The organism is Sulfurimonas sp. HSL3-1 (assembly GCF_039645995.1).
Taxonomy (GTDB): Bacteria; Campylobacterota; Campylobacteria; order Campylobacterales; family Sulfurimonadaceae; genus Thiomicrolovo; species Thiomicrolovo diazotrophicus.
Genome location: NZ_CP147920.1, coordinates 509,750 through 531,956, shown reverse-complemented (window position 1 = coordinate 531,956; position 22,207 = coordinate 509,750). Strand labels below are relative to the sequence as shown.

25 protein-coding genes are annotated in these 22,207 nt (G+C 59.1%); 16 read left to right on the top strand and 9 right to left on the bottom strand.

Annotated elements, in window-relative coordinates:
• Positions 1 to 47 precede the first annotated feature (47 nt).
• Positions 48 to 1,886: a DNA polymerase III subunit gamma/tau gene (locus WCY31_RS02720; protein WP_345973035.1), complete on the top strand. Its 1,839-nt coding sequence runs from the start codon at positions 48 to 50 to the stop codon at positions 1,884 to 1,886.
• A gap of 12 nt (positions 1,887 to 1,898) precedes the next feature.
• Here WCY31_RS02720 and WCY31_RS02715 read toward each other — a convergent pair whose 3' ends face one another.
• Positions 1,899 to 2,042 (bottom strand): hypothetical protein, encoded by a 144-nt coding sequence (locus tag WCY31_RS02715; RefSeq protein WP_231020287.1) that lies wholly within the window; start codon positions 2,040 to 2,042, stop codon positions 1,899 to 1,901.
• An 80-nt stretch (positions 2,043 to 2,122) separates the two neighbouring features.
• Here WCY31_RS02715 and WCY31_RS02710 point away from each other — a divergent pair, with 80 nt between their 5' ends.
• The 4 genes from WCY31_RS02710 to WCY31_RS02695 all read left to right on the top strand — a co-directional run bounded on the left by WCY31_RS02710 (position 2,123) and on the right by WCY31_RS02695 (position 5,991).
• The gene (locus WCY31_RS02710; protein WP_345973034.1) at positions 2,123 to 3,637 is read left to right on the top strand and encodes a B12-binding domain-containing radical SAM protein; all 1,515 of its coding nucleotides are present in this window, start codon (positions 2,123 to 2,125) and stop codon (positions 3,635 to 3,637) included.
• A gap of 111 nt (positions 3,638 to 3,748) precedes the next feature.
• The gene (locus WCY31_RS02705; RefSeq protein ID WP_345973033.1) at positions 3,749 to 4,090 is read left to right on the top strand and encodes a Spy/CpxP family protein refolding chaperone; all 342 of its coding nucleotides are present in this window, start codon (positions 3,749 to 3,751) and stop codon (positions 4,088 to 4,090) included.
• Between the two features lie 3 nt (positions 4,091 to 4,093).
• A complete protein-coding gene (locus WCY31_RS02700; protein ID WP_345973032.1) occupies positions 4,094 to 4,759 on the top strand; it encodes a response regulator transcription factor in 666 nt (221 codons plus the stop codon).
• 2 nt (positions 4,760 to 4,761) lie between these two features.
• A complete protein-coding gene (locus WCY31_RS02695) occupies positions 4,762 to 5,991 on the top strand; it encodes an ArsS family sensor histidine kinase (RefSeq protein WP_345973031.1) in 1,230 nt (409 codons plus the stop codon).
• A 15-nt stretch (positions 5,992 to 6,006) separates the two neighbouring features.
• On the opposite strand, the gene WCY31_RS02690 is transcribed toward WCY31_RS02695, so the two are convergent.
• Complete coding sequence (locus WCY31_RS02690) at positions 6,007 to 7,341, bottom strand: sodium:alanine symporter family protein (RefSeq protein ID WP_345973030.1); 1,335 nt, start codon at positions 7,339 to 7,341, stop codon at positions 6,007 to 6,009.
• A gap of 36 nt (positions 7,342 to 7,377) precedes the next feature.
• A complete protein-coding gene (locus WCY31_RS02685) occupies positions 7,378 to 7,950 on the bottom strand; it encodes a hypothetical protein (protein ID WP_231020281.1) in 573 nt (190 codons plus the stop codon).
• Between the two features lie 102 nt (positions 7,951 to 8,052).
• On the opposite strand from WCY31_RS02685, the gene WCY31_RS02680 reads away from it, so the two are divergent.
• On the top strand, positions 8,053 to 8,343 hold the full coding sequence (locus tag WCY31_RS02680) for a hypothetical protein (protein ID WP_345973029.1): 291 nt from the start codon (positions 8,053 to 8,055) through the stop codon (positions 8,341 to 8,343).
• Here the strand turns inward: WCY31_RS02680 and WCY31_RS02675 are convergent.
• The 3 genes from WCY31_RS02675 to WCY31_RS02665 form a co-directional block, all read right to left on the bottom strand.
• On the bottom strand, positions 8,326 to 8,979 hold the full coding sequence (locus tag WCY31_RS02675) for a 3-methyladenine DNA glycosylase (RefSeq protein ID WP_345973028.1): 654 nt from the start codon (positions 8,977 to 8,979) through the stop codon (positions 8,326 to 8,328). The genes WCY31_RS02680 and WCY31_RS02675 overlap by 18 nt on opposite strands.
• A 169-nt stretch (positions 8,980 to 9,148) precedes the next feature.
• A complete protein-coding gene (locus WCY31_RS02670; RefSeq protein WP_345973027.1) occupies positions 9,149 to 11,494 on the bottom strand; it encodes a hypothetical protein in 2,346 nt (781 codons plus the stop codon).
• A 129-nt stretch (positions 11,495 to 11,623) separates the two neighbouring features.
• On the bottom strand, positions 11,624 to 12,511 hold the full coding sequence (locus WCY31_RS02665; protein ID WP_345973026.1) for an AraC family transcriptional regulator: 888 nt from the start codon (positions 12,509 to 12,511) through the stop codon (positions 11,624 to 11,626).
• A 152-nt stretch (positions 12,512 to 12,663) separates the two neighbouring features.
• Between WCY31_RS02665 and WCY31_RS02660 the strand changes: the two genes are divergently transcribed.
• Genes WCY31_RS02660 through WCY31_RS02645 form a run of 4 tightly spaced genes read left to right on the top strand, consistent with a single transcriptional unit; the run spans position 12,664 to position 15,772 of the window.
• A complete protein-coding gene (locus tag WCY31_RS02660) occupies positions 12,664 to 13,827 on the top strand; it encodes an NAD(P)-dependent alcohol dehydrogenase (protein WP_345973025.1) in 1,164 nt (387 codons plus the stop codon).
• Between the two features lie 11 nt (positions 13,828 to 13,838).
• On the top strand, positions 13,839 to 14,567 hold the full coding sequence (locus tag WCY31_RS02655; protein WP_345973024.1) for an SDR family NAD(P)-dependent oxidoreductase: 729 nt from the start codon (positions 13,839 to 13,841) through the stop codon (positions 14,565 to 14,567).
• Positions 14,568 to 14,590: 23 nt separating this feature from the next.
• Entirely contained in the window at positions 14,591 to 15,025 is a 435-nt protein-coding gene (locus WCY31_RS02650) for a cupin domain-containing protein (protein ID WP_345973023.1), read from the top strand.
• Positions 15,026 to 15,040: 15 nt separating this feature from the next.
• On the top strand, positions 15,041 to 15,772 hold the full coding sequence (locus WCY31_RS02645; protein ID WP_345973022.1) for a carboxymuconolactone decarboxylase family protein: 732 nt from the start codon (positions 15,041 to 15,043) through the stop codon (positions 15,770 to 15,772).
• An 11-nt stretch (positions 15,773 to 15,783) separates the two neighbouring features.
• Here the strand turns inward: WCY31_RS02645 and WCY31_RS02640 are convergent, their stop codons facing one another.
• On the bottom strand, positions 15,784 to 16,500 hold the full coding sequence (locus WCY31_RS02640) for a glutamine amidotransferase (RefSeq protein ID WP_345973021.1): 717 nt from the start codon (positions 16,498 to 16,500) through the stop codon (positions 15,784 to 15,786).
• Between the two features lie 109 nt (positions 16,501 to 16,609).
• Positions 16,610 to 17,494 carry an AraC family transcriptional regulator gene (locus WCY31_RS02635; protein ID WP_345973020.1) on the bottom strand — a complete coding sequence of 295 codons (885 nt, stop codon included), beginning with the start codon at positions 17,492 to 17,494 and terminating at the stop codon, positions 16,610 to 16,612.
• Between the two features lie 214 nt (positions 17,495 to 17,708).
• Between WCY31_RS02635 and WCY31_RS02630 the strand changes: the two genes are divergently transcribed.
• The 3 genes from WCY31_RS02630 to WCY31_RS02620 all read left to right on the top strand — a co-directional run bounded on the left by WCY31_RS02630 (position 17,709) and on the right by WCY31_RS02620 (position 19,600).
• Complete coding sequence (locus WCY31_RS02630; protein ID WP_345973019.1) at positions 17,709 to 18,452, top strand: SDR family NAD(P)-dependent oxidoreductase; 744 nt, start codon at positions 17,709 to 17,711, stop codon at positions 18,450 to 18,452.
• 96 nt (positions 18,453 to 18,548) lie between these two features.
• Complete coding sequence (locus WCY31_RS02625; protein ID WP_345973018.1) at positions 18,549 to 19,154, top strand: NAD(P)/FAD-dependent oxidoreductase; 606 nt, start codon at positions 18,549 to 18,551, stop codon at positions 19,152 to 19,154.
• A 41-nt stretch (positions 19,155 to 19,195) separates the two neighbouring features.
• Positions 19,196 to 19,600 carry a cyclophilin-like fold protein gene (locus WCY31_RS02620; RefSeq protein ID WP_345973017.1) on the top strand — a complete coding sequence of 135 codons (405 nt, stop codon included), beginning with the start codon at positions 19,196 to 19,198 and terminating at the stop codon, positions 19,598 to 19,600.
• A 21-nt stretch (positions 19,601 to 19,621) separates the two neighbouring features.
• Here the strand turns inward: WCY31_RS02620 and WCY31_RS02615 are convergent, their stop codons facing one another.
• Positions 19,622 to 20,491: an AraC family transcriptional regulator gene (locus WCY31_RS02615; RefSeq protein ID WP_345973016.1), complete on the bottom strand. Its 870-nt coding sequence runs from the start codon at positions 20,489 to 20,491 to the stop codon at positions 19,622 to 19,624.
• A 111-nt stretch (positions 20,492 to 20,602) separates the two neighbouring features.
• On the opposite strand from WCY31_RS02615, the gene WCY31_RS02610 reads away from it, so the two are divergent.
• The 3 genes from WCY31_RS02610 (at position 20,603) to soxZ (ending at position 22,125) form a co-directional block, all read left to right on the top strand.
• Positions 20,603 to 21,190 (top strand): DUF302 domain-containing protein, encoded by a 588-nt coding sequence (locus WCY31_RS02610; RefSeq protein WP_231020263.1) that lies wholly within the window; start codon positions 20,603 to 20,605, stop codon positions 21,188 to 21,190.
• A gap of 135 nt (positions 21,191 to 21,325) precedes the next feature.
• Complete coding sequence (locus WCY31_RS02605; RefSeq protein ID WP_345973015.1) at positions 21,326 to 21,778, top strand: thiosulfate oxidation carrier protein SoxY; 453 nt, start codon at positions 21,326 to 21,328, stop codon at positions 21,776 to 21,778.
• Positions 21,779 to 21,819: 41 nt separating this feature from the next.
• Positions 21,820 to 22,125, top strand: coding sequence for a thiosulfate oxidation carrier complex protein SoxZ (gene soxZ / locus WCY31_RS02600; RefSeq protein ID WP_345970097.1), 306 nt, complete (start codon positions 21,820 to 21,822; stop codon positions 22,123 to 22,125).
• Positions 22,126 to 22,207 lie beyond the last annotated feature (82 nt).

Genomic DNA, 22,207 nt, shown 5'->3' with positions numbered 1-22,207 from the left:
CATCGTGTGTTAAACTCAAAGACATTAATCGTCAAAGGATTCCCAACGTGAACGAGCGCTCGCAAGTCCTGGCCCTGAAGTACCGTCCCCGCCGTTTTGAAGACCTGATCGGGCAGGAGACGATCGCGCAGACGCTCTCCCTGGCGCTGGACTCCAAACGCCTCTCGCACGCCTACCTTTTCTCCGGCCTTCGCGGTTCGGGCAAAACCTCGACGGCGCGGATCTTCGCCAAGGCGCTGATGTGTGAAAACGGACCGACCTCCCACCCCTGCGAACAGTGCGAACACTGCATCACCGCCAACGAGGGTCGCCACATGGACATCATCGAGATGGATGCCGCCTCCAGCCGCAAGATCGACGATATCCGCGACCTCATCGAACATACCAAGTACCAGCCGGCCAGCGCGAAGTTCAAGATCTTCATCATCGACGAAGTACACATGCTCACCAAGGAGGCGTTCAACGCCCTGCTCAAGACCCTCGAGGAGCCGCCGCCGTTCGTAAAGTTTATCCTCGCGACGACCGACCCGCTCAAGCTCCCCGCGACGATTCTCAGCCGGACCCAGCACTTCCGCTTCAAGAAGATCTCGCCGCAGAACGTCAGCGCGCACCTGAGCCACATCCTCAACCTTGAGAATATCACCTACGAGCCCGAAGCGCTGCAGATCCTCGCCCGCAGCGGTTCGGGGAGCCTGCGCGACACCCTGACCCTGCTGGACCAGGCCATCATCTATTCCAAGCACCACGTCGATGTCTCCACCGTCACGGAGATGCTGGGCCTGATCGACCCGCAGTTTTTCGAGTCGCTTTTTGGCGTCATCTTCTCCAAGGACCGGTCACGGCTCGTCGATACCCTCAGGGACCTGGAGGCCTACGAAGCGGAGATGGTCGTTGACGAACTCACCTCCTGGCTTAAAGAGCGCCTCTACGACCATGACGACTCCCGCTTCTCGCCGCTGCTGCTGGAGCGCTTTTTCCGCATCCTCAGCGAGGCGAAGTCCCTCTTCGCCATCAACGCCGAAGGGAGCTTCGTCCTGGGGCTGATCTTCTTCAAGATGATCGAAGCGCTGAAAGTCAAAGAGATCGACCAGATGATCGAATCCCTCGAGGCCCAGGTCGGCCGCCCCGACAGCGTCGCCTATGCGGCGGCTCCCGCCGCCACGGCCGCCCCTGCTGTTCCCACTGCTACCGCAGCACCAGCCACAGAGAGCGAAAGCGCGGCGGAAGCGCCGGCCGCACCCGAACCGGAGCCGGTCGTTGCGCCGGCACCCGACCCCGCGCTCGCAAAGTTCGAAGAACTCTGCGCACGCATCGAGGACCGCAGTGCGGATCTGGGAGCGTGTTTCCGCGAACAGATTACCTTCATCGCCTACGGCGACGACACTCTTACCTGGGAGAGCTGCGCCGAGGGCGACTGCCGCGCCAAGCTCAAACACGGCTTCCCGGTCATCAAACAGCTGGTACGTGAGGTATTCGGGTTCGAGACGAAAATCAAGCACAACCCCTGCTCGAAACCGGAGGAGGCTGCCCCAAAGCCTGAACCGGTAAACGAAGCGAGTACGCTACCCGTATCAGAATCCGCTCCGATGCCTGAAGCGCGGATGCCGGCGTCCGAACCTGCGCCAGAGAACAGTGTGTCACCGGTAGAAGAGATGGAAGAGCGCCCCGCCTATATGGAAAGCTACAGTGCTGTAGAAGAGGCGCCCCAGAGCGCCTCCATGACCGAAGAGGTCGAAACGGGTTCGGGCAGCTGCGTCACGGGGAACTGCGAGCCGGACCTGAGCACCCGGGAGATCGACGGCAACGCCATTCTCGACGAACCGATGATTCAGAAAGCGACCGAGCTCTTCGAAGCGACGAAGATCACGATCCAGAATAAAGTATAGGCCGCCGGCAGCTTAATGCTGCTCGGTCACCTTTTCACCGAAATTTTTGATGTCCGAACCGATGCTGTCCGCCGTCTCGTTGATCTGTGCGGATGAGCAGCCGCCGAACGCCGCCATAACTGAAAGTGCCAAAGCAAGAAAAACCGTAATGCGCATGCCTACGCTCCTTTTTTTGCGTTGATTATAGCCACGCCCCTTTTAGAATCAGCTTGCCGCAGACACGCTACAATGCCATTATGCATACCATCGTTCTCGCCACCTTTAACGCGCGCTACAGCCACGCCTCCCTCGCGCTGCGCTACCTCTATGCCAACCTGCGTGAACTGCGCCCCCAGAGCGCAATCCGCGAATTCGTCATCAACGAGAACATCCAGCAGATCGCCGAACGTATCCTGGCCGAAGCCCCCAGGATCGTCGGGATCAGCACCTACATCTGGAACGCCGGCGACGTGGCCGAGCTGATCGGCATCCTCAAGAAGGTCTCCCCCGAAACCGTCATCGTCCTCGGCGGTCCGGAAGCGTCGCACCTCCCCCACCGTGTCGATTTCTCAAACGCGGACTACATCATCGGCGGCGAGGGGGAGATCGCCTTCTACGAACTCTGCCGCGACCTGCTTTCAGGTGTGGAACGGAACAACCGTTTCATCAAGGCACCGACCGTAGACCTTTCCGCCATCGCCCTCCCCTATGACGATTACGACAGCAACGATATTGCCCACCGCTACGTCTACCTGGAGACGTCCCGGGGCTGCCCCTATCTTTGCGAGTTCTGCCTCTCGGCCATCGACGACAAGATGCGCTACTTCGACATCGACGTTATGACCGCGGAGTTCGAGAAGCTCTGGCAGCGCGGGGTGCGCAGCTTCAAGTTCATCGACCGCACCTTCAACCTCAAGCTCTCCTATGCGAACAGGATCCTTGATTTCTTCCTCGCCAAGGATGAGCCCTACTTCCTGCACTTCGAAGTGATCCCCGACCACTTCCCCGAAGCGCTGCGCGGCCGCATCGCGCGTTTCGCCCCGGCGGCCCTGCAGCTCGAGGTCGGCATCCAGACCCTCAACCCCGAGATCGCCGACAACATCCACCGCCCCCTGCGGCTGGCAAAGATAGAGGAGAACCTCCGTTTTTTGGAGGAGCACACCCGCGCCCACCTCCACCTCGACCTTATCGTCGGCCTCCCCGGCGAGACGCTGGAGAGCTTTGCCCAGGGGCTCGACACCCTCGTCTCCTGGAGCAGCGGGGAGATCCAGATCGGCATCCTCAAAAAACTGTCGGGCACGACAATGGCCCGCCACGACGACCCCTTCGGCATGGTCTACGCCGACACCCCGCCCTACGACGTCCTCAAGACGACCCACGTCTCCTTCGAAGAGATTCAGAAGATGAAGCGCTTCGCCCGCTACTGGGACATCCTCTACAACAGCGGCAACTTTACACAAAGCGTCGCCCTGCTCTGGCCCGAGGGAAAGGTCTTCGACGAATTCCGGGATTTCAGTGCCTGGGTCTACGACCAGACCGCGGCGACCTGGAAGATCGCCCAGGAGCGGATGGCCCGCCTGCTCTTCGACTATCTCGTCGATGTCAGGCACTGTGACAAAGAAGACGTCGGCCGCGCGATGGCTGCGGACTTCTCCAAGGGCCACGGCAAGCGCCTCCCGCCCTTTCTGCGCCCCTATGCCCCGGAGGAGCGCAGCGACGGGGAGGCCGCCCGGGGAAGCGCATCGACAAAACGGCAGGCCCAGCGGGCCTAAGCCGTTTACACCGGTTTACACCCCGTTGCGCGAGCGCTTACATTGACGTCCTATCATGGTAAACGTAAAGAGGAAGTTTCCTCTTGAAAATTCTCCTTCAAAGGACACACCATGAAACGGACACTTCTCATCGGAGCACTGCTCGCAGCCGCCGGCACGGCCGCCTTCGCGGGACCGCACGGCGACAGCCGCATGCTTCTCAATTCCCTTGACCTCACATCGGCGCAGAAACAGCAGCTCAAGACCATCCGCAAGGAAGCGCGAAACGAACGGTTCAAACTGATGGACCAGATGGACGATCTGCGCGACAAAACAAACGACCGCATTTTGGCCGTCCTCACCGACGACCAGAAGAAGGCCTACATCGCCGCGCGCAGCGACCGCATGAAACAGCGTATGGATAAACGGTGCGATCGTGATAAAATGCCTATGAAAAGACCAAAATACGACTAGGCAATGGCAAAAATACTGTTAATCGAAGATGACACCGAAATCACCGCACTGCTCGAACGTTACCTCGGGCAGTACGGCATGGACGTCGTCGCCTACACCCATCCCGCAAGCGCCCTGAGCTCGCTGGGCATCGAATCCTACGATGCCGTGCTGCTGGACCTGACCCTGCCGCAGATCGACGGGCTCGAGGTGTGCCGTCGTCTTCGCGAACGCAGTGACATCCCCATCATCATCTCCTCCGCCCGGCATGACCTCAGCGACAAAGTCATCGCCCTCGAGTACGGGGCGGACGATTACCTCCCCAAGCCCTACGAACCACGCGAACTCGTCGCCCGCATCCAGAGCCACCTGCGGCGCTACGCGGGCACCGTCACGCGCCAATCCTCACGGTTTTCGGTCGATGCCGCGCGCATGCGCATCGACAAAGAAGGCGAGCCCCTCTCGCTCACAGTCGCCGAATACGAACTTCTCGCCCTGCTCATCAAGCATAAAGGCGAAGTCGTCTCCCGCGATTTCATCGCCAACAACGTCGACGCCATCGGGTGGGAGAGCACGGAACGCAGCATCGACGTGCTCATCGGCCGCATCCGCCGCAAGATCGAGACGGACCCGAAACACCCCGCCTTCATCCACTCCGTCCGCGGCGTCGGCTACAAATTCACGGAGTGAGCATGCTTCCCCACCGCTCCATCTTTTTCAAACTCAACCTCTTTTTCGTCCTGGCGCTACTGACGCTGGCGCTGCTCTTCGCCCTGTTCCACGTCACCGCTTCGCATATGGAAACACGCCGGGAGGTCCTGCGGGGGATGGAGCTGGCACGTCTGCTGCACCACCTCCGCAGTACGGATCGCGCCGAACGCACTTCCGCGCTCGCGGAGGCGCAATTTGCGCTGCTCACCACCGGCGCCCTGCCCAAAAACGCCAGGGAGCTGCAGCCGCCCCGTAACGCGGACGACCATGACGCGCGGGAACACCGGGAGCGACCGCCGCTGCGTCTCTACGAGGCGGACGGGAGCTACTACTTCCGCTCCACGATCCGGCGCGATCCCTTCCTTGTCAAAGATGAACGGCCCGCCGAAAACTTCGGCGGCCTGCAACTGATCTTCGTGCTGCTGCTGGCGGGGCTCGTCACCCTCTATGTCCTGCTGCGCCGCAGCCTCCTGCCGCTGCGCGATCTGCATACCCAGATCCGCCGTTTCGGCCGCGGCGACCTCGATATCGACACTTCCAGCACGCGCCGTGACGAGATCGCGGCGATCGCCAACGAGTTCAATGATGCCCTAGAACAGCTCCGGCAGCTGCGCGCGTCACGCCAGCTCTTTCTGCGCAACGTCATGCATGAGCTGAAAACCCCGTTGACCAAGGGCAAACTCTCCCTGGCGATGATGGAAGAAAACGAACAAACCGCTTACCTCAACCGCCTCTTCAGCCGCATGGACGACCTGATCAACGGCGTGGCCCAGGTCGAAAAACTCCAGAGCGTCGGGCTCGACCGCACGCCCCAAAAGCTCGGTGCGCTGCTGGAAACCGCAGTGCATCAGCTCTACCTTTCCGCCGAGCGGCGCCAGGCGCTGATGATCACCATCGAACCAGACGTCAGCATCAATGCCGACGCCCCCCTCTTCATCAGTGCCCTGTCCAACCTCCTCGACAACGCCCTAAAATACAGCAGCGCGCCCCCGGTCACCGTCACCGCCGACCGCCAGGGGATCTGCATCGCCAACACGGGAGCACCGCTGGATGTGCCTTTGGACACCGTTATGCAGCCCTTCTCCAGCGCCAATCCGGCCGGCGGGCTCGGCCTCGGCCTCTCCATCACCGATACCGTCGTGCAGGCACACGGCTTCACCCTTGTCTACGACTACCGCGAGGGGACGCACCGCTTCTGCATCCGCTTTTAAAAAGAGCGGTAAACGTTATTGCTTCGCGTTGCCGCCGAAATAGCGCTCGGTCTCGCCCACGATCACCTTATGCAGCAGTAGGAGGCCGATCAGGTTCGGGATAATCATCAGCCCGTTGAAGAGATCGGAGATGTTCCAGACCAGCTCCAGCTTCAGCACCGCCCCGACGAAGATCATCAGGACAAAAACGACACGGTAATAGCGGATGTGACCTTCGCCGAAGAGGTACTCAATCGCCTTTTCGCCGTAGTAGCCCCAGCCAATCAGCGTCGAGTAGGCGAAGAGCACCGTCGCGGCCGTCACGATCACCGTCCCGGCAACCCCCAGGAAGTGGGTGAAGCTTGCCATCGTCAGCTCCCCTGCCGCCACCCCTTCGTGCCACTGCGGCGCCATGAGGATGACCAGGGCCGTCATCGTACAGACGACCAGGGTGTCGATGAAGGTCTGCGTCATGCTCACCAGCGCCTGGCGCGTCGGCGAATCCGTCCGCGCCGCCGCCGCGGCGATGGGCGCGGAACCGAGGCCCGATTCGTTGGAAAAGACGCCCCGCGCGACCCCGTACCTTATGGCCGCCGCGACCGTCGCCCCGACAAAACCGCCCCCTGCCGCGATGGGCGTGACGGCATGGGTAAAGATAAGCCCGAACGCCCCCGGCACCTTGTCAAGGTTCAGCACGATGATGGCAAGCGCCCCCAGCACGTAGCCGGCAATCATAAAAGGAACCAGGACGCTTGTAAAGCGCGCGATGGACTTGATGCCGCCGAGGATGACGACCCCAGAGAGCACCGTCAGGACGATCCCGGTCACCCAGGTGGGGAGCGCAAACTGGCCCTGCAGCGCCGACGCCACAGCATTGGACTGCACCATATTCCCGATGCCGAAGGCCGCTACCGCCGTAAACACGGCAAAGGCCGCGCCCAGCCACGGCAGTCCCGCTCCCTCGGAAATGTAGTACATCGGCCCGCCCTTCATGCCGTTGCTCCCCTTGACGCGGTACTTGACCGCCAGGACCGCTTCGGAGTACTTCGTCGCCATCCCGATAAGCCCTATCGTCCACATCCAAAAGACCGCGCCGGGACCGCCCAGCGCGATGGCCGTCGCGACCCCGACGATGTTCCCGATGCCGACTGTCGCGGCCAGGGCCGTCATCAGCGCAGCGAAGTGGGAGATGTCCCCTTCGCACTCGTCGTTGCGGTGCCAGATAAGCTTGAAAGCGTGTCCCAGCGCGCGGAACTGGAGCCCACGCAGCCTAATGGTCAGAAACAGCCCCGTACCGACCAGCAGTATCAGGACCGGCGCCCCCCATATAAAGCCCGCCGCCGCCGCGACCGCCTGTTCAAACATCTCCATCAAACCTCCTGATTACACCTTGAAATCGTCTCACATTTACGCCTTGCTGCGGAACTGGACCTCTGCCGCCTCCAGCCGCTCGTAGCGCCGCACCCGTGTACGGTGCGGACGCCACTCCAGCAGCACGAGGGCCACCCCTTCCCAGAGCGACACCCAGGCCGCCACGGTCAGCCCCTCGGCGAAGACCTCCCCCACGACGGAGGGGCTCTCGCCTATCCACTGCCGTACCCAGACGGCCAGGAACATGATGGCCACACCGACGGCGAAAAGGAGCCCCGCCTTGCGCAGCATCTCCGCCGTCGTCTCCCGCTCCAGCTCGGCCATGTACTGAAAAAACGTGCCGATGCTCCGGCGGATGCGGGCATACTTCTCCTCTGCCTGCTCCTCGGGGAAGGTAAACCTTATGACCAACGGCGTCTGTCGCGGCAATTCCCTGGCGCACGAGGTGAGGTAATCCGTCAGATCCTGGTCCAGGTCCCGGCGCAGGTAGTCGGCGTATCTGTCGAAGTCGTCATAGAGTGCCTCCGGGCGCTGTGCCGCCACATCGATGATATACCGCCCCTGCGCATCACGCTCGTAGCGTCCGAGGTAGCTTTTGTGGTTCGCCATGCATCCGACCTTGGCAGATTTTGCACTATCATAGCGCATTTCCGGCCCCGGTTCGCTTCATTCCCTTTGACAAACGCTTTGCGATTGGGCTAAAGTTATAGGATGTTGGATGATCCCGTTACCAGGGCCGCTATGGTCGTCTTCGTCACCGTCTTCTTCGCCACGCTGATCGCGATCGCCGTGATGTACCTGCTCATCCGCGCCGGGGAGAAGGGGCCGCCGAAACCGCCGCACAAAGGACAGATGTGGCTGGCGGGGGTCATCGGCATCGGCATTCCGCTGCTGATGCTCGCCTACGCCCTGCTCTTCTCCCCCTCGGCCCGGCTCACCCCGCAGCAGCTCCACAAGCAGCAGATCGAAAAATCACTAGGAGGGTCACAGCAGGGGCGCTAGCGCCCCCACGTCCACCTCTCTCCCCTTTTTGTACCGTTTGACGTATTCGACGATCATCCCGTGCAAAAGAGCATAGATCATGGGCAGCTCCTGCGACTCGAAACGCCCCGCAATCCCTTCAACGCACCACGCCTGCAGCGCGTCGTAGCTCTCGTGCTCAAACCCGAAGGCTCGAAGCAGCCTTGATGTGTAGGCGTCCACGACCATCACGTCGCGCCCGCAGGCGTAGCAGAGGATGGAGTCCGCCGTCTCGGGGCCGATCCCCTTTTGCTCCAGCAGCCACTCCCTGCTGACCTCATCGCGGAAGGTCTCAAAGCCGCCGTAGGACTCCAGCAGCGCCGCAGAGAGGGCCTGCAGCACCTTCGCCTTGTTCTTGAAAAGCCCGCTGGGACGGATCAGCTCCATCAGCGTGTCAAGGTCTGTATTCGCAATCGCTTCGGCATTGAGTACCCCCGCCGTTTCCAGGTTGGCCAGCGACTGCTCCACCCGCGTCCACTGGCTGTTCTGCGTCAGCACCGCCCCCACGACGACAGTGAAGGTGCCGTACTCCGGCCACCACATCGGCGGTTTCCCTTCGAGCAGGTTCAGCGACTCCAGGGCGCTGTAAAGGGCATTGGCATCGGGCAGTTCCACCATTACGCCCTCCCTCTCTTGGCTGTTTTACGCATTATACCTAGGAGACTCTGTCCGTATGTCAAAGAGAGCAGATAAAAAAGAAGATTCTGAAGATTCTGAATGTGATTGCAATATAAGAATGAGAGGATGAAAAATCAGGATACGTTATTCAGGGCAAAGGCCCTGATAATTACTTCCAACTCTCCTCTACGATCTGTTTCGAGCGTTTGTAGGGGTAGCGCTGCAGCAGTTCGTCGATGGGCAGGAGCATATCGAAGTTCTTCTGGCGCATGAAGTGCATCAGGGTGACCGATGCCCAGTAGTCGTGCTCGTACTCCGTACCCGCCAGCGACGTCGGGACGCCCTCTTTGTTGACCGTATGGCAGGCACTGCAGGTGACCGGACCGGCGTATTTGCCGTCGGGGCTGTACTGCATGGCCTGGTCATGGGTCGTCTGGTCGATGCTGCGCGTCCCGTCGAAGCGGGTCGGGTAGAGACCGTGCGTCGACTCGTGGCAGCTCTGGCAGGAGAGCTTGCCGTGCCCTTTCGAGTGGCGGTAGAGGGCATACTTCTTGTTCTGGTCCATCGGGAAGTAGTCCCCGCCCTCGTCCTCGACAAACGGCGCCGCGTGGCAGTCGGCGCAGTGCGGTTCGCCCGATGCCAGCCACCAGTCGGAGCCGCCGCTGACGGCATCGTAGCCGACCGCTTTGCCTTTCGGGTCGTCCCACTCGCCGAGAATCGGGCTTCCGTCTTTTTTCGCCCCCTTCAGCGTGGAGAGCACCGCGCCCTCATGCTCGGTGTAGTAGGCCTCCGTCTCCGCCACTTTCGGGTCCGCCATCGCCGCGAACTTCTTCATGCTGCCGCCGGCGAGGGCGGAGACGACCGTTTTGAGGTCGCGGTTGCGCAGGGTCTTGCCCGACTGGTACTTGGGGTCCTTGATGGCGTCGTAGGCGTAGAGCTCCTGCGACAGCGTATTGTGGCAGTGCGTACAGTAGAGCCCGCGCATCTTTTCAACCTTCTTGCCCTTTTCGTCCTTCATGCTCACCTCTTCGAGGTAGTAGCGTCCGACGCTGTTGAGGAAGAAGGGCGGTTTGACATCTTGGTTCGTGTGGGCGTCGCGGCCGTTGTAGCAGCCACCCCCGGCGATGCGGAGGTCTTTGTTTTTGACCATGTTGTGGCCGTAGGCGTCCGTGAGGCGGAAGAGCATATCGGCATCGTTCATGCTCTTGTCCTGTCCGTGGGTCGGGTGGCAGACCTGGCAATTCGCCGGGCGGTCGGCGCCGTCGGGCACCGGGGCCGCTTTCATGTGGAAGCCGTGGACCGCCTCGGCCAGCGGTTTCGCCTTCATGACTTTGTAGCTCGTGACCCCGTCACGCGGCGTCTTCAGGTTGCCGGAGATGTTGTCGCCGTGGCAGTCGGTACAGTTGACGGAGCTGACGGTCCCCAGGCGGAAATTCGGCGTGTCGGTCTTGAAATCGCGCAGGAAATCGGTGCCGTGGTGCTTGTCGTGCAGGGCGAGGATGTTGATGAGCCCCTCGGCGAGCCGCGCCATGTACTCGGTCACGTCGGGGTGGTAGCCGATCCAGTACTCGTACTCGGTGTCGCTCTGCCACACCCCCTCTTCGCGGGACTTGACGGCGGCGACACCCTGGCGGGAGTGGCAGACCTGGCAGTTGGGAATGTCGATGGGGTTCGTACCCATGAACTCGTAGATCCTTTTCTCGTCGTCGAGGATCGCCTTGCCGTGCTTATCGTGGACCCGCACTTTGGAGACCTGGTAGGGCTGAAAGGTGCGGTCGTCGACGCCGCGGATGGTGCCTTTGCGCTCCGTGTCCGTAAAGGCCGTCAGCGGCAGCCCCAGGGCGTCCCAGGTGTACTCGGCGCTGAGCTTGAGCTTGACATCCTGCAACTCGGGAATAAGCGTCTCGGTCATGACGACGTTGTCGCCGTGCTCGTCGGCAAAGTCGAGGTAGCCGCCGTACAGCGGTTTGTTCGTCGGGCCGTGGTCGGTTTTGATGGGCATGTCGAGACCCAGGTACTTGCGGTCCGCCTTGGTCGCGCCCTTGGGAATCGTCCCCTGAGTGTCCTCGTAGATGTAGAGGTGCTTCCAGACGTAGTTGGGGAGGTTGTCGTTGTTGTCGTCGGTACGGCCGTTTCCGTTGACGTCCTTCTTGACCCCCCAGTAGCGCATCTTGTTGCCCTCGGAGTAGCTGTTGTCATCCACGTAGTAGTAGAGCTGGATCTCGTTGTCCTTGCGGATGAAATAGGGAGACTTGCCGTCCTTGCCGGTGATGACCCCCTGCGCCTGGATACTGTTGTAGGGCGGGATGATGCAGCAGTAGCTCTCGTCGAACCCGGCGCAGTGCATGCCAAGCTCGTAGTTGATGAAGACGTTATATTTGCGGAAGGGGTTGAACGCATCAACCTTTTTGCCGTATTGTTCGATCGTGGTCGGTATCAGTCTGTCCTGCGCGAAGGGGGGCTGGGCGTTGTAGGCCAGCGCCGCCGTGCCAAGCAGGAGTGCAGCGGTCATCATTCGAAACATTTTTTATCACTCCGACGAAAATTTTAAACGATTCTACCGGAGAAATATCACAGAGTTATTATAATTTTTTCTTTTTTGTAAAGTTCAACTTTACGTTTTGGGACGAAAAAAGGGGGAATTTTATAAACGGGTGTCGGTCTTGGGCGGCAGCCCGAACATTCTGGCGTATTCCCGGCTGAACTGCGACGGGCTTTCGTAGCCCACTTCGAAGGCGACCTCCGCCGCTTCGACGTCCCGCGACATCAGCAGCTGGCGCGCTTCCTGGAGGCGGAGGCTTTTTTGGAACTGCAGCGGGCTCATCCCCGTGATCTTCTTGAAGTTCGCGTAGAGAGATGATTCGCTCATGCCGACATGGTGTGCGAGCTCTTTGACCTGAAGCGCCTCGCGGAACTCGTCTTTGATCTTTGTAATCGCCTTGACAACCCGCTGGGTCGCGCTCCCGTCCATCACGTACTGGCGGATAAAGTCGCCGCCCTCGTCGCGCATAACGTTATAGAGGATCTCCTTGGTGATGAGGGGTGCGAGGACCGGGATGTCCTCCGGGGTCTCAAGGAGCCGCACCAGGCGGGCAACAGGGTCGAGGAGGCGCGGCTGCATGTCGCCGAAATAGAGCCCCCTCTTGGCTCCTTTTGAAGGGTTTGAAGAACGCCCCACCTCTTTGAGCACGTCGAAGATCTGCTCCATGGAAAAGGTGACGGTCAGCCCCATATAGGGACGTGATTCCGTTGCTTCCGTGATGCGGACACGGGCGGGCATATGGACGGAGGCCAGCAGGTACATATTGGGATCGTAGGGGATCAGCTCTTCGTCCACTCCCACCTCTTTCGAGCCCTGTACGATAACACAGATGGAGGGTTCATAGATGGTCGCCAGCATATTCGTCGGCGTACTGCTGTAGTAGAAGGAGAGCTCATCAACTGGGGTGGAAATGGCGTTTTCACCCCGGAACTCGGCCCCGATCCGGCTCTTGATTTCCTCGCGATAACGGTCAAGCTGCTCAGTCTTCATCCTAGCTCCTTATGAAGGACATTATACATCTTTTGGAGAAATAGGCAATCAACAGAAAGGATCGTTCTATCCCCCGTCGGGAAATTGCTATACAATAATCTTATACAGTCGCTGTGTTTGGCAGCCAACCAATCCTATGCAAGGAGCCGCGGATGGAACACAAAACGAACGATCAGTCCAGAAGGGACTTTATTAAAAAATCGGCAGTACTGGGAGCCGGTTTGGTTTTTTTCGACCCGGCGACACTCTTTGCGAACGAAAAAGGAAAAACGATGAACGGAAACATTAAAACAAAAGGGTATGCGGTATTCGACACCAGCGGTGTGTTCAAACCGTGGGAGTTCGAGCGTCGTCCCGTTGGCGACAACGATGTCCTTATCGACATCAAATACGCTTCGATCTGTCACTCGGATATCCACCAGATGAAAGGGCACTGGGGACCGCAGCAGTACCCCCAGGTCCCGGGGCATGAGATCGTCGGTATCGTTGCCGCCGTCGGCAAGAATGTCACCGAGTTCAAAGTCGGCGACAGGGCCGGTGTGGGCTGTATGGTCGACGGCTGCACGACGTGCGAGAACGAGGAGCAGTATCAGCCCGACACCCTCTTCACCTACGGCTATCCCGACAAAAGAGAGCCGACGGGGATCTCGCAGGGCGGTTACTCGAAAAGCATCGTCGTCAGGGATCACTATGTCGTGCACATTCCCGAGAACCTCGACTTCAAAGTCGCGGCGCCGCTGCTCTGCGCGGGGATCACGACCTACTCTCCCCTGATGAAGTTCGATCTTAAAAAAGGGGACAAGGTCGGCGTGGCCGGCATCGGCGGTCTGGGGCATATGGCCATCAAGCTCGCCGTTTCCAAAGGCGCGGAGGTCTACGCCTTTACGACGTCGCCGGACAAGGTGGACGATATCCTGAAATTCGGGGCGAAAGAGGCCATCGTCGTCGACGGCCTCTCAAAAATAGCGCCCTACGCCGGCACGCTGGACTACATGATCAGCACCATTCCCTACAAGCACAACATCGCGGCTTATATCGCGGCCGTGAAGCCGTTCGGGGTCTTCACCTACGTCGGCATGCCGGACAATTTCGAGATCATGATGAACAACCTCGCCCTCTCCGCAAGCCGGGTCAACTTCAACGCCTCCCTTATCGGTGGGATGAAAGAGACACAAGAAGTGGTGGACTATTGTGCCGCCAATAAGATCTATCCCCAGATCGAGATGATCGAGGCCAAAGCGATTACCGAGGCATGGAAAAAAGTGGAGAACAAAGAGGCACGCTATAGATACGTCATCGATTCGGCCACGATCTAAAAGGGCTTACGATGGCAAAAGTATTCATTACCGGCTCCTCGGACGGGCTCGGGCTGCTCGCGGCGCGGATGCTCGTCGAGGCGGGGCACGACGTCGTCCTGCACGCCCGCAACGCCGCGCGGGCCGATGACGCCAGACGGCAGCTCTCGGAGGCCAGGGACGTACTGATTGCCGACCTCTCCGATATGGCGGCGACCGTGCGGCTGGCCGAAGCGGTCAACGCCATCGGCCCTTTCGACGCCGTCATCCACAACGCCGGCGTCTACCGGGCGCCGAAGCCCGCGATCTTTGCGGTCAACGTGCTCGCCCCCTACATCCTGACGGCATTGATCGCGCGGCCGAAACGGCTTGTTTACATCGGGTCGAACATGCACACGCAGGGCAGCGCGGAGATAGATGCGCTCGCACCGGAGACGGGAGTCACCTACTCCGACTCCAAGCTGCTGGTGCTGATGCTCTCCAACGCCGTGGCGCGCCGATGGCCGGGCGTCTACGCCAACACCGTCGACCCCGGGTGGGTCCCCACCAAGATGGGCGGCAAAGGCGCGCCGGACGACCTGCAAGAGGGGGCGCGGACGCAGGTGTGGCTCGCCTCGGGCGGGGATGCCGCCGTCAGCGGCCGCTACCTTTTCCATATGCAAGAGGCGTCTTATGCCTCAAAGGCCGACGACGTCGCCGCGCAGGAGGCGCTGCTGGCGCGCTGCGAAGCGGTCAGCGGCATCACTTTCCCGGCGCAGTGAAGCGCGCCAAAAAGGAGCAGGAAATGAAATATATGAATAAAGAGACATTCGACAAGGCCAATATGTTCGGAACGGGCGTGCCCAACGAGATGTATGCGGAATACTTCGTCGGCGATTCCTTTCTGAACCTCGCGATCAACCCCGAAGGCTCCCCCGCCTTCGTCGCCAACGTAACGTTCGAGCCCGGATGCCGCAACCACTGGCACATCCACCACGCAGCAACCGGCGGCGGGCAGCTGCTGATCTGCACCGCGGGCGAAGGGTGGTACCAGACGGAGGGGCAAGATGCTGTCAGCCTGCGCGAGGGCTCCGTCGTCTACATCCCGACAGGGGTGAAGCACTGGCACGGTGCCAAAGCCGACAGCTGGTTCAGCCACATCTCCGTGGAGATCCCGGGAACGGAAACGAGCAACGAGTGGCTTGAGCCTGTAGACGATGCGTACTACAACACGCTGTAAGCGAAAGGAGCAGCCATGCGAACCGGATTTATCACTTTCCTTTTTTCCATCTTTAGCGTTACCTGCAGTTTTGCGGCAGACATGGGTGGACCCAAAGAAGTCGAAGCCCTCACAGCGAAAGAACAGGCCATGATCCCCATCGCCGCGTTGACGGCAGCAGGCGATATGGAGCGGCTCAAACCCGCGTTGGAGAAAGGGCTGGATGCCGGTCTCAGCGTCAACGAAATCAAGGAGATCCTTATCCAGCTCTACGCCTACTGCGGGTTCCCGCGCAGTCTCAACGGCATCAACGCCTTTATGGAGGTCATGAAAGTGCGCGAGGCAGAGGGCATCAAGGACACCGTCGGCAAAGCGGCTTCGCCGCTGCCGAAGGGTATGGACAGGGATGCGTACGGCGCAGAGGTGCGCCGAAAACTGATGGGCGTTACAGAAGAGCCTCCGGCCCAGGGCTACCAGCTCTTTACCCCGGTGATGGACACCTACCTCAAAGAGCACCTCTTCGCGGACATCTTCGCCCGGGACGTTCTGGACCACCGTAGCCGCGAGCTGGTCACCATCTCGGCGCTGGCCGCCATGCCCGGGACGGAGGGGCAGCTAAGGTTCCATCTGGGTGCCGCCATGAATACGGGATTGAGTGCCGATCAGATGGCGGCGTTCGTCGCCGTGCTTGAATCAAAAGTGGGAGTGCGCGCAGCCGAGTCAGTACGACAACTGCTCCGAGACCTGCTCACAGCGGGGGACGGCTGAAAAAAGCGGCGTCACCCTTCGCAGACGAGCTTCTCGAACCTCTTCAGGATCGCCGTCGCTTCGGCGGTTTCGCGCGCCGCTTCCAGCAGTGCCGCCCTCTTCTCCTCCCCGAACGGTTCGGATTTGGAAACCTCATCAATGTAGGAGCGCATGACGGCCCTGTCGAACTCGGGGTGGAACTGCACACCCCAGGCACTCGGTCCCATCCTGAAGGCGTGGTTTTCATCGTGGGTGTTGAACGCGAGCCGCACGGCGCCTTCGGGCAGGGTGACGACCGTCTGGGAGTGGATGGTATGGGCATCAAAACGCATCGGCAGGTCGCAAAAGAGCCTATCGTCCCGCGCGTTGTCGGTCAGGTCAATAGCGACCGTCCCTATCTCCATGCCGTTGCGGTGGTAACCCGAGACGCCGCCAAGGGCCTTGGCCAGGAGCTGGTGCCCGTAGCAGATCGCCAGCATCGGGATGCCCCGCGCCACTACTTCCGCCAGCCACGCCGCCGTCTGACGGCTCCAGGCCTCCTCTTCGGTGACCATGGCGTGCGAACCGGTGACGATCACACCGTCGCACCGCGCCAGGTCCGGCAGGGCGTCGCCCCCCTGGACGTTCACCGTAAACGGGCGCGATTGCGGCAACTCCAGCTTGTCAATGATCCAATCTTCAAAATCGTTGTACGCGCTTCGGGTTGTACCGAACGTCGATCCTGTTTTGATAATGCAGATCCGTTTCACGCGGCCTCTTTTTTTGCGCTATTTTAAACGATGGCCACGGGGATTGCAGCCTACGGCCCGCATAAAAATTGTGCAGCAGTTCCCCTACGCTTCAAAACGCAGACGGAGGCTAGCCTGCATTGTCTATACGGTACTGCTTCGGGCTTTTGCCGACTTTCTGTTTGAAAAACTTGGTGAACTGAGAGGCGTCATGAAAATTGAGCGTTTCCGCGATGCTGCCGACCGTCCTTGGCGTATAGACCAGCAGGTATTCGGCCTCCTTGACGATGCGTTTATGGATGTAGTGCAGCGCGCTGTTCCCCAGGTTCGCCTTGACCGTTTCGCTGAGATATTTCGGCGTCAGGTCGAGCAGCGCCGCGTAGTCGTCGACGCGCTTCATCGTCTTGAAGTGCTCTTCCAGCAGCGAGAGAAAGCGGCTGCAGATGACATCGCTGCGCGTTCTGGGTGCGTCGCTCCCCAGTTTCAGCTTCTCCCGTTTCAGGATCAGCAAAATAAGGTCCAGCAGGTGTTTGGCATAGAGGCCGCTGTCGACGTCGGACTTTTTGAGCTCACGCTCGATCTCCTCAAAAAGCTCTTTGACCCTGCCGAACAGCGACGGCTCCAGGTCGACGCTTTCGAGGTGCCGGTCGTGAAAGGCCAGCAACGCCGTCTCCCCCGGGAAATCCTTCTCGAACAAAATCACGTAATACTCCGTCGTGTCAAAGGTGTCCCGGAACGAATGGATCGACCCCGGCGGCAACAGGTGCAGGGAGTGCGCGTTGATCGTGTATTCGAACTGGTTGACATAGCGGATCGAGCCGCCCGCCAGGCAGAACACCATCGTGTAGAAGTCGCACCGCACGGGCACCCCCTCTTTGCGCTGGGAGTTGCTCTGAAGAATGACGATGTCGGTAGGCCGGAAATCGTCCGAGAGGACGTTCATGCCGAATGCGGGTGTTTCCAGGTGGATCTGCCTGTAGCGCTCCAGCGCCTGGGACATGCTCAAAAGTTCCATAATTAATCCTGATGTATGCCGTTGGGCACCATTTTTACGCCTAAACGTGTTTTTGTCCATTGTATAGTCGAAACATAGCGTTATTATTAAGTTTTTAAGCTCATTGTTTTTTTAAATAAGAAAAATTGACAATTAATAGGAGTTTTTACTCTTACACGGAAACACGCAGGCCGCTACAATAGTCCCCATCAATCCAATGATGAAAGGACCTGAAATGTCTAAGAAAAATGTTCTGATTACCGGCGGTGCCAGAGGCATCGGCGCGGCCACGGCCAAAGCCCTCGCCGCAGACGGCCACCGCGTGTTTATCAACTACGTCAACAGCACCCAGGTCGCCAATGACCTGGCCTCGGCCATCAACGGTGCCGGCGGCGAAGCGTACCCCATCCAGGCGGACGTCCGGGACGAAGAAAGCATCAAGGCGATGTTCGACACCATCAAACGCGACCACGGCGGCGTCGACATCCTCGTCTCCAATGCCAACATGCACTTTACGCAGAAGCCGTTCATGGAGCAGAGCTGGGACGAATTTTCCCAGAAGCTCAACGACGAAATTCGCGCCTCCTACCTCTGTGCCCGGTATGCCGCAGCCTCGATGACGGAGAAGAAGTTCGGCCGCCTGATCTTTATCTCCAGCACCCTCTCCGAAAGTCCGGCGCCCTCTTTCATCGCCCACGGTTCCGCCAAGGGTGCGCTCGACACCTTCAGCAAGTACCTTGCGCAGGAGCTGGGTGCGCATGGCATCACCTCCAACATCGTCGCGCCGGGCCTGGTTCTCACCGATGCGACCGAAGGCGCCCCGGAGGCGTTCAAAGAGTTCATCCGCTCCATGACGCCGACGCAGACGATCTCCAGACCCGAAGATGTCGCGAACGCCGTCAGCTTCCTCGCCAAAGAGGAGAGCGCCCAGGTGACGGGGGCCTACCTCTCCGTCAGCGGCGGGGCTTATATGTCGTAACGGGCAATCATGTAGTATCGGGCAATCCTGCGCCGGTATCGTGCTAGCCCTCATCGGGGTTAGCTGCTAAAATAGACTCTATGCAAAGGAGAGAAGATGCAAAAATACGATGTCATTATCATCGGCGGCGGGGTTTCGGGACTCTCGTGCGCCATCACGCTGGGATCGGCGGGGCCGAAAATGGAGATCGCACGCGCGAAAAATATCCTCGTCATCGACGCCGGGAAGTCCCATCTGAACATGGCGGAGCTCCATAACGTCCCCGGTGTCGCCGAAGGGACGAAGGGTCCCGAACTGCTGGCCTCTTTGGCAGCGCGGGCGGAAGCGTATGAGAACGTCGTCTTGCAAGAAGACACCGTCACCTCCGTCTCCGGGAGTGCGGGGGCGTTTACAGTCAACACCGAATCGGGCGAAAGCTACGAGGCGGATACCGTCGTCTTTGCCAACGGGATGCAGACCATCGCTGTCGAGGGTATCGGCGCCCCCGTCGTTGACCACGTCCGCGCCCCGCGCCCCGGTATGGTGATGATCGAAAACAGTAACGGCGTCGTCGACGAAGGCAAGTATGTCACCGGCTGTGCGGCGGGCGCCACCTCCATGTTCGCCTCGGCCGCGGGCTACGGGGCGCAGACGGCGACGGACATCATCAGCGCATGGGCCGGCAAATACACCGTCATCCACGACGTGCTCAAAAAGCGCTAAACAGCTGCGTCGGAGGGGGGCAAGACATGAAGGCACTATTCATGATGATCTTCATAGCGCTCTTCACCCTGCCTCTGGCCGCCCGCGACGGAGGTAACCTCATGCAGATCAGCGTCCACGCCAACGGAAACACCACCCTCTTTCAACTCAACGACTCCCCCGCCGCGAAGGCCCTCTACGCCCAACTCCCCCTCACCATCGAAGTAGAGGAGTACGGCAGCAACGAAAAGATCTTCTACCCCCCGAAGAAACTCTCAACGGACAACACGCCCCTGGCGGAAGCTAAAGCGGGCACCCTTGCCTACTACGCTCCCTGGGGCGACGTCGTCATGTTCTACAAGGATTTCGGAAAGGCAAGCGGGCTGTACGAGCTGGGGCATGCCGTCGAAGGCGGCGGGTATATTGAAACGATGTCCGGGGTCATCACGGTCGAAGCGGCAGAGTAAGCCGCGACGACCCCCCTGCCCTCACTGGTTTTTCAGCTCCGAGGGCGGGAAACCGAAGTGGCTTTTGAATTCGCGGCTGAACTGGGCGGGGCTTTCGTAGCCCACCCTGGACGCGGCGTCCGAGATCTTCATCTTGTCGAACATGATGTACTGGCGCGCCTTATTCAGCCGGATCTTCTTGATGTACTGGATCGGCGAGTCGTTGTAGATCTCTTTGAATTTTTTATGGAAATTCGCCTTGCGCATATTGGCCCGCTGCGCCAGATCGTCGATGTTGATCTCCTGGTCTAGTTCGTTCTGCACCTCGTCGACAATCGTCGAGATCCTTGAAAAGTGGGTGAGCTGGCAGCAGAGCTGCAGCAGGTGCTCCCCCGCACTCGTATTGATGATGCGGTAGTAGAGTTCGTCCAGCACATTGTCGCCGAGGATCTTGGATTCCTGGGGGTCGAGCAGAATCTTCATCAGCCGGTTGAAAGCGGACTCGATCTCCTCGTTCATCGTGCCGGTGACGACGTTCTTAGGCGTTTTAAAAGGGTCGGCCGGTGGCTGCTTCTCCATCAACGAGTGGATCTTCTGCAGCCGCTGCAGGTCCAGGTCGATGTAGACCCCTTTCATCACCTTGTCGAAGAGGAACGTCTTGCATTCGGCGGGGTGGACGGTGGCGATGATGACGTACTGGCCGCTGCCCAATGTCACCTGCTCGTCGTCGATGATCCCCCGGTTCTGTCCGCTGGCAATAAGGAAAATGCCGCGGTTGTAGAGGAGCTCCTTGCCGTGCTCATAATGGTCGCTTTTAAGCAGTTTGACCTTCTCGATATAGGTGGGTTTTACCCCCACTTCATGCTCGAAATCATACTTTTTGAAAAGCGCCTCGATGAGTTTTTCCTTCATGGTTGAAAGCTCCTTTTGTACAATTAGGCAACATTTTCGTAGATTTACCCATTCAAATCCATTAATAAATAGACTATTATTCATAGTGAAAACTTTATTGAAGGAAACGTAATGATAAAAGGTCTGATGACTTCACTGTTCGCGGTTGCCCTCACAATGCTGATGAGCGGCTGTTCTACGATGCACATGGGCTGGACTGCCGTCACGGGTCAGCACAAGCTTGACGACAACGCCATGGAAGCCTATGACAACATGTTCACGAAGGTTGTCGAGTACGGCGACCCTGCACGTGCCATGATGCAGGAGTGGCTGGTCAACGCCGACATTCCGAATGACGACGTCGCAGAGACGATCAAGTCCCTCGCGGAAGAGTACAACATGCGCGTTACCGGCGACATCAAAATGTACACCAAAGACGACGCGGCACCCGAAGAGGTCAAGCACGCGCGCATCTTCTCCCTGTGCAGCCTGCCGATCGCGAAGGTCTTCCTCAACCATTCACGCTACTACGGCGGGTTCATGCCGTGCCGCATCATGCTCGTCGAGTACGGCAACGGCGACCGCTGGCTCGTTAGCATGGACATGACCCTGGCGATCCACGGCGGTTACGAGCTGCCCGAAGATATGCTGAAGATGGCCCTCTCCGTCAAAAAGGCGATGGATGAGATCCCGGCTCGCGCGGCGATCGGCGACTTCTAATTTACCCCCTTTGCACTGCGGCACCCTCCGACGCCGCGGTGTTCACAATCAATTCACATTTGTACGCTACATTAACACTGTGATTACATCATGCTCCGTTAGAGCAATATAGATCTCGAACCAAAGGATAACCCTATGCAAAGAAGAACATTCCTCTCCATGGCTGCCGGCGCCTGTGCCCTCGCTGCCGTACCGGCAAGCGTCCTGGCGGAAGATTTCCGTAAATCCAAGCCGACAGTTTGGACAGCAAAAACTGTCGACGACGCCCTCAAAGCGATGTACGGCACAACAGCAACTGTCGCTGAAGGCGTTACAGTCGTCGCTCCGGACGTTGCAAGCAACGGTGGTGCGGTTCCGGTTGATGTCAAGTCTGACATCGCTGCAAAATCCGTTATGATCGTTCAGAACGTCAACCCGGAATCTGCGGTTATCGTTTACGACCTCAACGAGTACAGCATCATCGACTTCTCCATCAAGATCAAGATGAAAGCTTCCGGTACGATCACAGCAGTCGTACAGGGTAACGACGGCAAGCTCTACAGCGGCTCCAAAACACTCGACGTTGCACTCGGTGGTTGTGAGGGCTGATCGCCTTCGCCTATAGAAAACGAAAATAGAAAGGTAATATCATGAGAATCAAAGCAAAACTCAAAGGTAATGTTGTTTCTGTAAAAGCGATGGCGAAGCACGACATGTGGACATACGATATCGCTGAGAAGAAAACCGGCGACCGCAACAACGCGAACTTCATCACACACATCGACGCCAAAGTCGGCGCGGCGACTGTTCTTGACGCTTCTGTCAGCCAGTTCCTCTCCAAGAACCCGATCTTCAAGTTCGCGTTCAAAGGCGACTTCAAAAAGGGTGACGAACTCGTTATGACTTGGGTTGACCTCAAGGGCAACACCAAGAGTTCCAAAGCCAAAATCAAATAATTATTGAGGCGGGCGCCCCGCGCGTCCCGCCCCCTTCCCCCTCTCACCTTCACAAATCCGTCACATTTATGAAACGCTTGGA

Excerpts from the sequence above, each read along its gene's own strand:
- WCY31_RS02695 (WP_345973031.1), top strand. The coding sequence starts at position 4,762 with ATGCTTCCCCACCGCTCCATCTTTTTCAAACTCAACCTCTTTTTCGTC.
- soxZ (WP_345970097.1), top strand. The coding sequence starts at position 21,820 with ATGAGAATCAAAGCAAAACTCAAAGGTAATGTTGTTTCTGTAAAAGCG.
- WCY31_RS02645 (WP_345973022.1), top strand. The coding sequence starts at position 15,041 with ATGCGAACCGGATTTATCACTTTCCTTTTTTCCATCTTTAGCGTTACC.
- WCY31_RS02620 (WP_345973017.1), top strand. The coding sequence starts at position 19,196 with ATGATGATCTTCATAGCGCTCTTCACCCTGCCTCTGGCCGCCCGCGAC.
- WCY31_RS02685 (WP_231020281.1), bottom strand. The coding sequence starts at position 7,950 with ATGGCGAACCACAAAAGCTACCTCGGACGCTACGAGCGTGATGCGCAG.
- WCY31_RS02605 (WP_345973015.1), top strand. The coding sequence starts at position 21,326 with ATGCAAAGAAGAACATTCCTCTCCATGGCTGCCGGCGCCTGTGCCCTC.
- WCY31_RS02635 (WP_345973020.1), bottom strand. The coding sequence starts at position 17,494 with ATGGAACTTTTGAGCATGTCCCAGGCGCTGGAGCGCTACAGGCAGATC.
- WCY31_RS02610 (WP_231020263.1), top strand. The coding sequence starts at position 20,603 with ATGATAAAAGGTCTGATGACTTCACTGTTCGCGGTTGCCCTCACAATG.
- WCY31_RS02700 (WP_345973032.1), top strand. The coding sequence starts at position 4,094 with ATGGCAAAAATACTGTTAATCGAAGATGACACCGAAATCACCGCACTG.
- WCY31_RS02615 (WP_345973016.1), bottom strand. The coding sequence starts at position 20,491 with ATGAAGGAAAAACTCATCGAGGCGCTTTTCAAAAAGTATGATTTCGAG.
- WCY31_RS02625 (WP_345973018.1), top strand. The coding sequence starts at position 18,549 with ATGCAAAAATACGATGTCATTATCATCGGCGGCGGGGTTTCGGGACTC.
- WCY31_RS02705 (WP_345973033.1), top strand. The coding sequence starts at position 3,749 with ATGAAACGGACACTTCTCATCGGAGCACTGCTCGCAGCCGCCGGCACG.
- WCY31_RS02670 (WP_345973027.1), bottom strand. The coding sequence starts at position 11,494 with ATGATGACCGCTGCACTCCTGCTTGGCACGGCGGCGCTGGCCTACAAC.
- WCY31_RS02630 (WP_345973019.1), top strand. The coding sequence starts at position 17,709 with ATGTCTAAGAAAAATGTTCTGATTACCGGCGGTGCCAGAGGCATCGGC.
- WCY31_RS02665 (WP_345973026.1), bottom strand. The coding sequence starts at position 12,511 with ATGAAGACTGAGCAGCTTGACCGTTATCGCGAGGAAATCAAGAGCCGG.
- WCY31_RS02655 (WP_345973024.1), top strand. The coding sequence starts at position 13,839 with ATGGCAAAAGTATTCATTACCGGCTCCTCGGACGGGCTCGGGCTGCTC.
- WCY31_RS02715 (WP_231020287.1), bottom strand. The coding sequence starts at position 2,042 with ATGCGCATTACGGTTTTTCTTGCTTTGGCACTTTCAGTTATGGCGGCG.
- WCY31_RS02710 (WP_345973034.1), top strand. The coding sequence starts at position 2,123 with ATGCATACCATCGTTCTCGCCACCTTTAACGCGCGCTACAGCCACGCC.
- WCY31_RS02680 (WP_345973029.1), top strand. The coding sequence starts at position 8,053 with ATGTTGGATGATCCCGTTACCAGGGCCGCTATGGTCGTCTTCGTCACC.
- WCY31_RS02690 (WP_345973030.1), bottom strand. The coding sequence starts at position 7,341 with ATGGAGATGTTTGAACAGGCGGTCGCGGCGGCGGCGGGCTTTATATGG.
- WCY31_RS02675 (WP_345973028.1), bottom strand. The coding sequence starts at position 8,979 with ATGGTGGAACTGCCCGATGCCAATGCCCTTTACAGCGCCCTGGAGTCG.
- WCY31_RS02650 (WP_345973023.1), top strand. The coding sequence starts at position 14,591 with ATGAAATATATGAATAAAGAGACATTCGACAAGGCCAATATGTTCGGA.
- WCY31_RS02660 (WP_345973025.1), top strand. The coding sequence starts at position 12,664 with ATGGAACACAAAACGAACGATCAGTCCAGAAGGGACTTTATTAAAAAA.